The organism is Thioalkalivibrio sp. ALE10, from assembly GCF_000381385.1.
Lineage (GTDB): Bacteria > Pseudomonadota > Gammaproteobacteria > Ectothiorhodospirales > Ectothiorhodospiraceae > Thioalkalivibrio.
In genome coordinates this window covers 168,080-180,111 of the sequence record NZ_KB906455.1, presented here as the reverse complement: position 1 = coordinate 180,111, position 12,032 = coordinate 168,080, and the positions used below count along the sequence as shown (strand labels likewise).

Below are 12,032 nucleotides of genomic sequence, written 5' to 3'. Positions count from 1 at the left end.
ACTCCGGCGCTCCACGACCGCACTCGGCCACCGCCACCGCGATCGTCTCCTTGTGCACGTCCAGCCCGATGTAGGCGCCGTACACATCGGCGGCCTGCTCCACCGCCTGCCTCACGCCGGTCAGACCCGACGCCGGCCCTGCATCCTTCATCCCTTCCGCGCTAAACTGGTTCATGACCTGCCCCCTCGATATTGGCTCTGTGTTGAAGGTGGTTGTCCCAACCCCGAGAACATAACCCACGCTCTCGAGGTCGGGCAGGTCAATCCATCATGTCTACGGGGCCGGCTCGGTCAGTCGCTGTTGAAGAGGTCGCGGGTGTAGATCTTGTGGGTCTGGTCGCGGATGTCGTCGGTGATGCGGTTGGCGACGATCACGTCGGCCTCGCGCTTGAACTGTTCGAGGTCGCGGATGACGCGGGAGCGGTAAAACTCGTCATCCGGGAGCTCCGGCTCGTAGACGATCACCTCGATGCCCTTGGCCTTGATGCGCTTCATCACGCCCTGGATGGCGGAGGCGCGGAAGTTGTCGGACCCGCTCTTCATCACCAGGCGGTAGATGCCGACCACCTTCGGGTTGCGGGCGATCACGGCATCGGCCACGAAGTCCTTGCGCGTGCGGTTGGCGTCGACGATCGCCTTGACGATGTTGTTGGGCACCTCGTCGTAGTTGGCCAGCAGCTGCTTGGTGTCCTTCGGCAGGCAGTAGCCGCCGTAGCCGAACGACGGGTTGTTGTAGTGGCTGCCAATGCGCGGGTCCAGGCACACGCCGTCGATGATCTGCCGGGTGTCCAGGCCGTGGGTCTCGGCGTAGGTGTCCAGCTCGTTGAAATACGCCACGCGCATGGCCAGGTAGGTGTTGGCGAACAGCTTGATCGCCTCGGCCTCGGTGGAGTTGGTGAACAGCATGGGGATGTCGTCGTCCACGGCGCCTTCGGCCAGCAGATTGGCAAAGGTTTCGGCGCGATCGGACTGTTCACCGACGATGATCCGCGACGGATGCAGGTTGTCGTGCAGGGCCTGTCCCTCGCGCAGGAACTCGGGCGAGAACACGACGTTGTCGGTCTCCATCTGCGCCTTGATCTCGCGCGTGTAGCCCACGGGCACGGTGGACTTGATGACCATCGTGGCATGCGGGTTGATGGCCAGCACATCGCGGATGACGGATTCGACCGAGCGGGTGTTGAAGTAGTTGGTCTGCGGGTCGTAGTCGGTGGGCGTGGCGATGATGATGAACTCCGCGCCCTGGTACGCCTGCTGCGGATCCAGAGTTGCGGTCAGGTTCAGGGAGCCGTTGCCCAGGAACTCCTCGATCTCGGCATCGATGATCGGCGATTCGCCCCGGTTGATCTTCTCGACCTTCTCCGGCACCACGTCCAGCGCCACCACCTCGTGGTGCTGCGCCAGCAGCACGGCATTCGACAGGCCCACATAACCGGTTCCGGCCACCGCAATCTTCATTCCGTCATCCTTCCTGATCTGCTTGATTTCCCGCCCCCGTAGGAGGCCAGCCCCCTGGCCGATCGGGCCCGGGACACGCCCATCGCGCAGCGGGCTGCGCTCCTACACCGTGGGAGGCCAGCCCCCTGGCCGATCGGGCCCGGGGCACGCCCATCGCGCAGAGGGCTGCGCTCCTACACCGTAGGAGGCCAGCCCTCTGGCCGATCGCCCCCGGGGCACACCCCAATCGCGCAGGGGGCTGCGCTCCTACGACAACCCGGCACCCCGTAGGAGGCCGGCCCTCCGGCCGATCACCCCTCCTCCCGGCCCCGCCTCAGCTCTTCCTCCAGCGCCGCGATCTCCGCCTGAATGGCGGCATGCTCCTCGCGCTTGCGCTTGAGGAACGCACGGGCCAGCCGGGCCTTTTCCGCCACGCCATGAGGGGTGAGCTTGTACAGGTAGCGGGTCTTGTTCTCACTGCGGGCAAAGTTGCCCGCCTTGACCCAGCCCTTGTCGATGAGCGCCCTCAGGGAATAATGCGCACTTCCCACCGACACCCCCAGCCGTTCCGCCAGTTCGCGCTGGCTCAGCTCGGGATGGTCCTGAAGGATCTTCAGAATGCGGTACTGGATCTCGTCTCGCTGCAATTCACCGCCTTCGAGGGGCTTTCGGCGCGTCGGCGCCGGGAGGGGCGACCCGCGAACACGCGGATGCATCCGCACGGCGACGCACGGCCGGCGCCGTTCACCCCCTGAACGAACGGGACGTATTGGATCATACCCCCCGTGGACCGGCAAGGACACATCACCCATCGTGGGAGCGTGCCCGCACGCGAACAGCCTCCCCACCCGCCTGCAGGAGCCTGCTCGCAGGCGAACAGGTTGGGCCCGAGGCGAACGCACGTCTGTTCGCGGCCGAGGCCGCTCCTGCGGTGCCGCCGCCACCGCCCGCCTGTGGGAGCCTGCTTGCAGGCGAACGGCGAACCGGGGCGAACAGCCCCTACCGCAGGATTAACGCATCACCGCTGGGTTCCACCTCCACCCGGTCGAGAAAGGTCCGCCCCAGGCGCGCCCGGTCGATGTGATCGTCCGGCACGATCACCGCGCTCACGCCACTGCGGCGGATGCCGCCCACCCGCACTTCATCCAGCGTCACGCGGCGGGCGTTCACGCGGCCGCGCTCGGTACGCAGGTGCACCGTATTGCCGGCGTCGGCGTCCACCCCGGCGCGTTCGGCGTCGCGCTCGCGCAGCATCACCGACTCGGCCTCGCGGTCCACCTCCATGGTGATGGCCCGGCCGTTCACTCCAACCGTCAGGCTGTGAACCCCGCGCGAATCACGGTACACGGTGATCCCGGGGTCGGCGGCCTCTCTCTCACGGCCCGCGGCTTCACCATCGGCCGAATCCGCATCGCCAGCCCCTGTGGAAGCGGGTTCCCCCGCCCCGCGCTCCAGCCAGCGGGTCTCCCCCGCGAACTCCACCTGCACACGCCCGCCGCCGGCCTGCAGCACCCGAACCCCGCCGGGACCGCTCTCGCCCTCGGCCACCACGGCCCGCTCGCCGTCCACCGACAGGACCGCCCGGCCGTCGAACACCGCGTGGACGGTGATGTCGGCGGCCGCAGCGCCGGGGAAAACGCCGGAGAGCGCGAGGGCGGCGAGCATGGCGAGGCGAGCGACGTAGCGTGTTTCCCGGAATTTAATCATTGTTCTTTGTATACAACCTTGGCGTTTCGCCTGCGAGCAGGCTCCCACAGACCGGTGTGGCGGGGGCCGCGTAGGAGCGGCCTCGGCCGCGAACCGGACGTGCGTGCGCCCGGGCTCCGGCTGTTCGCCTGCGAGCAGACCCCTGCGCGATGGGGCGCATCCAGACCCCGATCGGCCAGAGGGCTGGCCTCCTACCGAGGGCAGCGCGCCCGGTAGGAGGCCAGCCTTCTGGCCGATCAGGCATGTCCAGCACCCCCACGCGCAGAGGGCTGGGGGAAGGATTATTGGCCGGGCAGCGGGGGCATACAAGAGCGACTACCGGCCTGGGCGACAATCCCGATGGGCACACTCGGGCATACCCGCAAACTGACCAAGGTTGTCACTCGGAGGTGACCAATTTCGTCACCCGAGACTGACAATCGCCGTCACACTCGGGGTGAGTGAGTTGGCACGGAATGTGATTGCCCGCACAAAAAACAAAGGAGCATCCACATGCGACAACTCATCCAGAAGGGCTTCACGCTGATCGAACTCATGATCGTGGTCGCGATCATCGGCATCCTCGCGAGCCTCGCGCTGTTTGCCTACGCGGACTACCAGGTGCGGGCACAGCTCGCCGAAAGCGTTTCGCTGGTGGGTCCGGCGCGGAATGCCGTGGAAGAGTTCTACAACGAACGGGGAGCCTTCCCGCCCGACAACGCCGCGGCAGGGCTTATGAGCCCTGCTAGCTACAATGGAAGTTACACCGAATCCATCGAGGTCCATGACGACGGCACCATCCGCGCGCTAATCGGCAACGACGCCAGCGCGCGCGTGGCAGGCGGCTACATGGTGTTCTCCGCCTCCACCGCAACCTCCGGCGTCGTCTGGCGGTGCAGCGGACGCGACGATGTGCCCACTCGCCTCCTCCCGTCGGGCTGCCGCGAAGACTGACCTCCGAAATTTCCCTGCCCGGCGTATTGCAATACCTGGCATTACGATTGCATACTTTCAGGCAGGGTTTAGCAGGACCCTGACCAACTCCCAAGAGCAAGGAGCAACACCATGCGCAAGCAAGTCCAGAAGGGTTTCACCCTCATCGAACTCATGATCGTGGTCGCGATCATCGGTATCCTCGCGGCCATCGCCCTGCCGGCCTACCAGGACTACACCGTCCGCGCCCAGGTCTCGGAAGGCATGTCGCTGGCCGCCGGTGCCCGCACTGCCATGGCCGAGTATTACAATAGCCGCGGCACGTTCATCGATGGCGATAACTCGGATTACGGTCTGGCCTCCTCGGGATCGATCACCGGTTCTTACGTCAGCGACGTCTCTGCTGGAAGTGGCCTCATCACTGTTAGCTACGACGGCCCGAGCGCCAACGCAAACATCACCAACGCTGAACTGGTGTTCTCGGCGGACACCGATTCCGGCGGTTCCGTGAACTGGATTTGCAAGCCCGGCACAAATATGGAAAACAAATACCTGCCGGCCGACTGCCGTGACTGATCTTTACGAGATCATTCAGCCGTTCATCGGCTGAAACCGGCCCTGAACACCCCGCCCCGGCGGGGTGTTCTTTTTAGACTCCTCTCCACGAGTCCAACTGTCCAGCAAGAGGCGCAGGTGAACGAAAGCCCCTATACCACTTACGGAATTGCGTTGCGCACCACCCTCCTGGTTGCGCTGCTCACGGGGATTGCGCTGGTCTACATGCCAGGAACCACTGGGGGGTATGTCTTTGACGATATGCACAACATCGTCGACAACGCAGCCCTCGAAATGAGTGAATTTACTAGCGACGAATTCGCCCGGGCCGCCTATTCTTCCGATGCGGGCCGTCTTAACCGTCCCATCGCCATGGGCACCTTCGCCCTGGAACGCTATTTCTTCGGGCTGGACCCGTTCCCGATGAAGATCACCAACGTGGTGATCCACCTGATCAACACGCTGCTCGTGTTTGCCCTGGCGCTGCTGGTGGCGCGCCGGCTCGAGCAGCGCCTGACCGACCGGCACGGGCATGGCCTGAGTCTGGTCATCCCGTTGCCGATGTTCGCCCTGGCCGTGGCCGCCGCCTGGGCGCTGGCCCCCATCAACCTGACCGGCGTGCTGTACGTGGTCCAGCGCATGGAGGCGCTGGCCACGCTGTTCATGCTGGCCGGCCTCATTGTGTACATCCTCGGGCGCCTGCGGATCGAACGCGGTCGACTGCGCAGCGGCTGGGCCCTGGTCCTGGGCGGGCTGGGCCTCGGCACGGCCCTGGCCGTGCTCAGCAAGGAAAGCGGGGTGATGCTACCGGTGTTCGCCCTGCTCGCCGAGTGGCTGCTGTTCGGCTTCGGCGCGGCCGGTACGGCGACCCGGCGCGGGCTATACTGGCTGTTCGGCCTGGTGCTGGTGCTGCCCGGCGTGGCCGGGCTGGCCACAGTGCTGCCGAACAATCCGGAATTCCCCCATCGGCCGTTCGACCTGTGGGAGCGCCTGTGGACTCAGGCCCACGCGATGTGGTTCTACATGCGCAACATCGTGGCACCCGACCCCGGCGCACTCACGCTGTACCACGATGCCTTCCCGCTTGCGCGGGGCTGGAACGAGCCCTGGACCAGCCTGCCGGCGGCCCTGGGCCTGCTCGGACTGGTCGCCGGCGCTTTCGCACTGTGGCGCCGCTACCCGCTGATCACCTTCGGGGTACTGTTCTTCTTCATCCCGCACCTGCTGGTGTCCACCATCATCGGCCTGGAGCTGGTGTACGAACACCGCAATCACATGGCCTCGGCCGGCCTGATCATGGCGGTGTTCGGGGTGCTGCTCTCGGGGCGGCCAGGCGACTCGCTCGCGTTCGCGCGCAAGGCAGCCGTAATCGGCCTGATCGTGCTCTACGGGTTTCTCACCTTTCTGCGCGCGAACGAATGGAGTGACCCTATCCAACTGGCGTACTTCGAGGCTACCCGCCAAGGCGACTCTCCACGCGCGGCATATGAATTAGGCCAGATGCTGATCGTTTCAGGCGCAGAACCCGGGGACCCTTCTTATTCCCTGGCAATACAGCAGTTTGAGCGAGCGTCTCAACTGCAGCCACCTGGACTACTGCCTTATCAGGCCTTGATTTACGAACACGCCCGCCATGGCCTCGATGTGAACGAGTCATGGTGGGAGGCCATGCGGCAACATATCCGGGAGAAACCACTCGCTGCCCAGGATCAAGGATCCCTGAGAGGCCTAGTGCGAGCAAAGGTGCGAGGCGGTATAGAGATTGACGTTCAGGAACTGGGGCAAACACTCCGCCTGGCCTATAAAAATCACTCCGGCCGACGGACGGTATCCTTCATATACGGAGAATACCTATCCAACGTCGAGGAAGACTTAGCTACCGAGGAATCGGTATTCCTCCAATACACACTGGAAAGGCCAGACGACCCTGCAGGATGGGTCCAGCTGGCCCGGACGCAACTGGGATTAGGCAAGCACCAGAATGCACGGGCAAGCCTTGAAAGAGCCGCTGCCACCGATCGTCATTCTCGCCATGATCCCCTGATCCGCTCCTTGAGGAAGCAGGCTTCTACCCGTGTTGTGGAACCAATCGATGGCTAGGCTCCTGCCAAAAACTTCCGTGCTTTCGGCCCGACTTGGGTTGTTGACGGCCCTCCTCGTGCTGCTGGCCCTCGCCTGGCTGGTCTACCGCCCGGGCCTGTCCGGCGATTTCATCTTTGATGATCTGACCAACCTGGCCCTGCTCGGTTTCTACGGCACCATCGACAACCTGCAGGCGTTCTGGCTGTACGTGCTGTCGGGCTTTGCCGGCCCCACCGGCCGGCCGGTGGCGTTGGCCTCGTTCCTGATCGATGCGCGCAACTGGCCGGCGGACCCCGAGCCGTTCAAGCACACCAACGTGCTCATCCATCTGGCCATCGGCGTGGTGCTGTTTGGCTTGCTGCACCGGCTGGCACGGGCACTGGAGGCGGACGCCCGCACCGCCGCGCTGGTCGCACTGCTGGCCACGGCGCTGTGGCTGCTGCACCCGTTGTGGGTCTCCACCACGCTGTACGTGGTGCAGCGCATGGCGCAGCTCGCCACGCTGTTCGTGCTGGCCGGGCTGTGGCTGTACGTGCGGACGCGGCTGGCACACCCGCCCGAGGTCCGCCCGGCCACCGTGCTCGGCATGGCCGGCGGTATCGGCGGGTTCGGCCTGCTGGCCGTGCTCTCCAAGGAAAACGGGGCCCTGCTGCCGCTGCTCGCGCTGGTACTGGAAGGGACCATCCTGGCCGCCCATGCGCGTCGACATGGCCTGCAGCCGACCCGCGGGTTTGTCTGGTGGCGGCGGATCGTACTGGGCGTTCCGGTCGCGCTGCTGCTGGCCTATCTGGCCACGCGCGCCGGTGCGCTGTTCAGCGACAATCCTGGGAGCCGCCCCTACACCGCGCTGGAGCGCCTGCTCACCCAGGGCCGCATCCTGTGGGATTACGTGGGCCACCTGGCCCTGCCCCGTCCGGTCACGGGCGGGGTGTTTCAGGATCATGTTACCTTTTCTACCGGCCTGTTCAGCCCGTGGACCACGGCGCTTGCCTGGGCGGCCTGGATTGCCCTGGGCGCGATGGCCATTGTGTGGCGGTTGCGCTTCCCCGCGCTGGCGGCGGCCATCCTGTTCTTTCTGGCCGCGCATCTGCTGGAATCCAGCTTCATCCAGCTGGAACTCTACTTCGAGCACCGCAACCACCTGGCCGCCGCCCTGCTCGGCCTGCCGCTGGCGCTGGCCTGGCTACGCTGGGAACGTCCGGATGCGCTCACCCGCACGCTGGTGCCCCTGCTGGTCATCGCCCCACTGGCCCTGGTAACCGCGCTGCGCGCGGACCTGTGGGGCAGCCCCTTCCAGCAGGCCCGCGCCTGGGCCGAGGCCCGCGAGGACTCGGCCCGCGCCCAGCACTACCTGGCCGGTTTCTGGCGCGAGACCGGGCACTATGAGGAAGAAGAACGGCTGATCCGTCGAGCCATCGAACTGAACCCGGACGGTATTGCCTGGCGCATCCGTGCCGTGGGCATCGCCTGCGAACGCGGCCGCGACCCGCATGAGCCACTGGAAGGCACGCTGGCCGCCCTCGCCTCCATGAGTGCCGTACGCTCGGTACAGCGCTCGCAGGTAGACACCCTGCTGGAACACCTGCACGGCGGCGGCTGCCCGGGACTGGACCAGCCCGAAGACGTGCTCGCCATCATCGACCGGCTGGAGGCCGACGACCGGGCCCGCAACCGCCCCGGGCTGGGCTCCACTCTGGAACTGTGGCGCGGCCATGTGCACCTGGACCAGGGCGAGATCGAACCCGCGGTGGCTGCCTACCGGCGCTCCCTGGGCGAAGAACCCCGGCCGGGACGGGTCCTGGCCGTGACCGCGCGCATCGCCAGCGCCGGCCATCTTGAAGATGCACTCACGTTCCTGGAGACCACGCCGCTGGACACCCGCGCCCGAGGCACGCACATCGACGGCATCCGCGCCCGCTACACCGAACGAACGGGGTATTATGAGCGCGAGCGCGAGCACCTGCGAGGGGCCATCCTCGAGGACCTGCTTGCACCGGATTACCCGATCCCGGCCCCGAGGACCGGGCAGGCCAACATGGAGTGAAGCGCATGGATCCGCAGCTGAGCATCATCCTCCCCGCCAAGAACGAAGCCGCCGCCATCGGACCGGTCATCTCGGCGCTGGTGGAGCAGTTCCCCCGGGGCGAGGTGCTGGTGGTGAACGACGGCTCCACCGACGAGACGGAACAGGTGGCCCGTGAGGCCGGCGCCCGGGTAGTCACCCAGCCCTACAGCATGGGCAACGGCGCCGCGATCAAGCGCGGGGCGCGTTCGGCGCATGGCGAGATCCTGGTGTTCATGGACGCCGACGGCCAGCACGACCCGGCGGATATCCCGCGCCTGCTGGAACGCCTGGAAAACGGCTACGACATGGCGGTGGGCGCGCGCCAGCGCGGCTCGCAGGCCAACCTGGGCCGCGGCCTGGCCAACCGCTTCTACAACCGCCTGGCCAGCTTCATGACCGGGCAGCGCATCGAGGACCTGACCTCCGGATTCCGCGCGGTACGCGCGCGGCTGTTCCGCGAGTTCCTGCACCTGCTGCCCAACGGCTTTTCCTATCCGACTACCATCACCATGGCGTTCTTCCGCGCCGGGTACCCGGTCTGCTACGTGCCCATCCACGCCGCAAAACGCATCGGCCAGAGCCATATCCGCCCCATCCAGGACGGCATCCGCTTCCTGCTGATCATCTTCAAGATCGGCACGCTTTATTCGCCGCTCAAGCTGTTCGTGCCCGTGGCGTTCCTGCACGGCTTGCTGGGCGTGGGGTACTACGCGTTCACCTTTCTCACCCAGGGGCGGCTCTCACTGGCAACCATCTTCATGCTCACCGCCGGTGTCACCATCTTCCTGATCGGCCTGGTGTCCGAGCAGATCACCCACCTGATGTACAAGGATGCGTATCAAGAAACGGAATAGCTTGCCGACTGACAACGCTTGTCCACCTCCCACACGCTACTTGTGGACCCACACTTCAATGATCACTCCGCATATTGCTACTCCGGAGCCAGCCCATGAAGATCCTGGTTGACATCTGCCACCCTGCCCATGCTCATTTTTTCCATCACCCCATACGCAGCCTGACCAATGCAGGGCATACCGTTCTGGTTACCAGCCGCGACAAGGACGTCAACCTTGCGGTACTGCAAGGACTCGAGATCCCTCACCACCCCTTGCCGGCTCCCAAAGGCAAAGGTGTTTTTGGTCTCGCCCGAGAACTAATCCAGCGGGACTATGCCCTATTGCAAGTGGTAAAACGCGAAGCCCCCGACGTCATGGCCGCAATTGGCGGCACATTCATCGCCCACGTTGGACGTCTCACACGGACACCTTCCCTCGTGTTCTACGACACCGAAAACGCACGCCTACAGAACACAATGACATATCCCTTCGCCGATCAAATCCACGTCCCTCGTGCTTACCAGGCCAAGCTACCCCAAAAGGCCACCAGATACCCCGGATACCACGAACTAAGTTACCTTCACCCGTATCAATTTACCCCGGACTACCAAACGGCACACGAGAACGGCCTGGCCCCCGACCGCCCCAATTTCATACTCCGCACAGTCGGCTGGCACGCAAATCACGATCTAGGCGAAACCGGATGGACGCAGGAATTGACCAATGCGCTGGCAAACTATCTCTCTAGGCAAGGAAATGTCCTCATCAGCTCTGAAACTCCGCTTCCGCCAGCACTCCAACAATTCGCATACACCGGAAGCCCATCAAAAATCCACCACTTGATGGCATTTTCCAATCTATACATCGGAGAAAGCGCCACGATGGCTTCTGAATGTGCTGTCCTAGGTGTCCCGGCAATATATGCCGCCCACACCGGCCGGGGGTACATTACCGAACAGCAAGACCGCTACAACCTCGCCCGGCACATAACTGACCTCCGCTTTACTACTATCAGGGATGCCATCGATAACACCCTCAACATCCCTCAGACCACTTGGCACGAACGAAGGGCCCGGCTACTTCGAGATACAATTAATGTTTCTGATTATATTACCAGAACCATAGCCGTTAACTCCCAGTAGACGGCTAAATAGTATCGAAAAACGCCCTTTACGCTTCCCCGCTACCCCCAGACTTTCCCACACGCGCCCTCCGTTTCTCCAAACCGTCTTTGACCCACCAAATTAACGATCCACCCTTGATACCCCACGGACTCCAACTCAAACCTGAGTGCCACACCAGCCCAACGACACGCAATGCAACCTTAGGCCCGTACGACATCGCTCTCACCACAAACCCCAAACCCGACCTTCTAACCCGTACCCCTTCTATATGCATCAATTCCGCCATCCTTACCCACACCCTAACCCTCTCGATATACGCTTCCGAATCGCGCGTAACCGTCAAGCTACCTGACCGCCGAAAAACCCTATACACCGGCGCAGGAACCACCCGTATTTGGCTTGCCCTAATTGCCCCAAGAACATTAAAGACTACATCGTTACTCACCATTGTTTCTTCGAAACTCAGGCCCTGTTTATCAATAAAACTCTTCGAGTAGACTTTACCAAACGGATTAACGTGACCAATTTGCAATAAACCTAAGTTCCGCGGTGTCGGATTCGCATAATAATTCAGGCATAAATCATTCAACCTACTCGCCCTCGCCGACCCATGGCTATCGCCTTCACAAACACCCTCTAATAGAAAATATACGAGCTCATCTTTTGACTCAATAGACCGATCAAATATATCAAATGCCCCGGAGATAAATTCGTCATCTGAATCCGCAAAGATCACAAACTGTCCATTAGCCATAGCCAATCCTACATTTCTTGCAGAACCTGCCCCGGACGGTGAAATTGTACTCCCCCAAACAACGCCTGGATAACGCGGCATCAACTCCAACAAATGACCTTGATTGTCACTGGAATCATCCACCACAAGGCACTCTAGATCCATTCGTGATAAAGGAATAGAATCCAGCAATCGACACAATCTTGCGAAATCTTCTCTATGCGGAATCACTACGGAGTATTTGATTTTTCTCACAACCACCTCTCAATCAATTTCCACCAAGCGAATTGCTCCATGCTCAATTTTTCAGATTACGGCTAGTTTTCAAGTCCCGGTTGGTTGTTGACACCGTGACGGCGCATGCAGCGGTCCAGCGCCGACCGGCAAAGATCGGGGTTCAGGCACTGACGCGCCACCATCGGCAGGACGTCCAGCGACAGCGGTGCAACCTTCCGAGCCTAGACCAAGATCGTGTACTGTTTGGCGGCGCGAGTCGGGTGCATCGCCTTCTGACGATGAGCCCGGTCTTCCACATCGATGTGCCGACGGCGCAATTTTTGCGCCGCCATGCCGCTGATGCG

Annotated in this window: 10 protein-coding genes; 6 read left to right on the top strand and 4 right to left on the bottom strand. The window is 63.0% G+C overall.

From position 1 onward, the window contains the following. Positions 1-291: 291 nt before the first annotated feature. From F788_RS0111085 to F788_RS0111075, 3 genes are all read right to left on the bottom strand, one after another. Positions 292-1,458, bottom strand: coding sequence for a nucleotide sugar dehydrogenase (locus tag F788_RS0111085; protein ID WP_019590204.1), 1,167 nt, complete (start codon positions 1,456-1,458; stop codon positions 292-294). A gap of 290 nt (positions 1,459-1,748) precedes the next feature. Continuing rightward, on the bottom strand, positions 1,749-2,084 hold the full coding sequence (locus F788_RS0111080) for a MarR family EPS-associated transcriptional regulator (protein WP_019590203.1): 336 nt from the start codon (positions 2,082-2,084) through the stop codon (positions 1,749-1,751). Positions 2,085-2,436: 352 nt separating this feature from the next. Beyond that, complete coding sequence (locus F788_RS0111075; protein ID WP_019590202.1) at positions 2,437-3,102, bottom strand: TIGR02281 family clan AA aspartic protease; 666 nt, start codon at positions 3,100-3,102, stop codon at positions 2,437-2,439. A 534-nt stretch (positions 3,103-3,636) separates the two neighbouring features. Between F788_RS0111075 and F788_RS0111070 the strand changes: the two genes are divergently transcribed. The 6 genes from F788_RS0111070 (at position 3,637) to F788_RS13785 (ending at position 10,736) form a co-directional block, all read left to right on the top strand. Beyond that, positions 3,637-4,077 (top strand): pilin, encoded by a 441-nt coding sequence (locus F788_RS0111070; RefSeq protein ID WP_018871113.1) that lies wholly within the window; start codon positions 3,637-3,639, stop codon positions 4,075-4,077. 111 nt (positions 4,078-4,188) lie between these two features. After that, positions 4,189-4,632 carry a pilin gene (locus F788_RS0111065; protein ID WP_019590201.1) on the top strand — a complete coding sequence of 148 codons (444 nt, stop codon included), beginning with the start codon at positions 4,189-4,191 and terminating at the stop codon, positions 4,630-4,632. Positions 4,633-4,749: 117 nt separating this feature from the next. After that, positions 4,750-6,711 (top strand): tetratricopeptide repeat protein, encoded by a 1,962-nt coding sequence (locus F788_RS0111060; protein ID WP_231372071.1) that lies wholly within the window; start codon positions 4,750-4,752, stop codon positions 6,709-6,711. Then, complete coding sequence (locus F788_RS0111055; RefSeq protein ID WP_026332770.1) at positions 6,704-8,737, top strand: hypothetical protein; 2,034 nt, start codon at positions 6,704-6,706, stop codon at positions 8,735-8,737. The genes F788_RS0111060 and F788_RS0111055 overlap by 8 nt, the downstream gene beginning before the upstream one ends. Positions 8,738-8,742: 5 nt before the next feature. Next, positions 8,743-9,612: a glycosyltransferase family 2 protein gene (locus tag F788_RS0111050; RefSeq protein ID WP_019590198.1), complete on the top strand. Its 870-nt coding sequence runs from the start codon at positions 8,743-8,745 to the stop codon at positions 9,610-9,612. Positions 9,613-9,707: 95 nt separating this feature from the next. Continuing rightward, the gene (locus F788_RS13785) at positions 9,708-10,736 is read left to right on the top strand and encodes a DUF354 domain-containing protein (RefSeq protein ID WP_081622848.1); all 1,029 of its coding nucleotides are present in this window, start codon (positions 9,708-9,710) and stop codon (positions 10,734-10,736) included. 28 nt (positions 10,737-10,764) lie between these two features. Here the strand turns inward: F788_RS13785 and F788_RS14290 are convergent, their stop codons facing one another. After that, positions 10,765-11,682, bottom strand: coding sequence for a glycosyltransferase family 2 protein (locus tag F788_RS14290; protein WP_369772472.1), 918 nt, complete (start codon positions 11,680-11,682; stop codon positions 10,765-10,767). Positions 11,683-12,032: the final 350 nt, after the last annotated feature.

Coding starts and splice junctions, on each gene's coding strand:
- F788_RS0111050 (WP_019590198.1), top strand. CDS start 8,743: ATGGATCCGCAGCTGAGCATCATCCTCCCCGCCAAGAACGAAGCCGCC.
- F788_RS0111075 (WP_019590202.1), bottom strand. CDS start 3,102: ATGCTCGCCGCCCTCGCGCTCTCCGGCGTTTTCCCCGGCGCTGCGGCC.
- F788_RS13785 (WP_081622848.1), top strand. CDS start 9,708: ATGAAGATCCTGGTTGACATCTGCCACCCTGCCCATGCTCATTTTTTC.
- F788_RS0111070 (WP_018871113.1), top strand. CDS start 3,637: ATGCGACAACTCATCCAGAAGGGCTTCACGCTGATCGAACTCATGATC.
- F788_RS0111055 (WP_026332770.1), top strand. CDS start 6,704: ATGGCTAGGCTCCTGCCAAAAACTTCCGTGCTTTCGGCCCGACTTGGG.
- F788_RS0111085 (WP_019590204.1), bottom strand. CDS start 1,458: ATGAAGATTGCGGTGGCCGGAACCGGTTATGTGGGCCTGTCGAATGCC.
- F788_RS0111065 (WP_019590201.1), top strand. CDS start 4,189: ATGCGCAAGCAAGTCCAGAAGGGTTTCACCCTCATCGAACTCATGATC.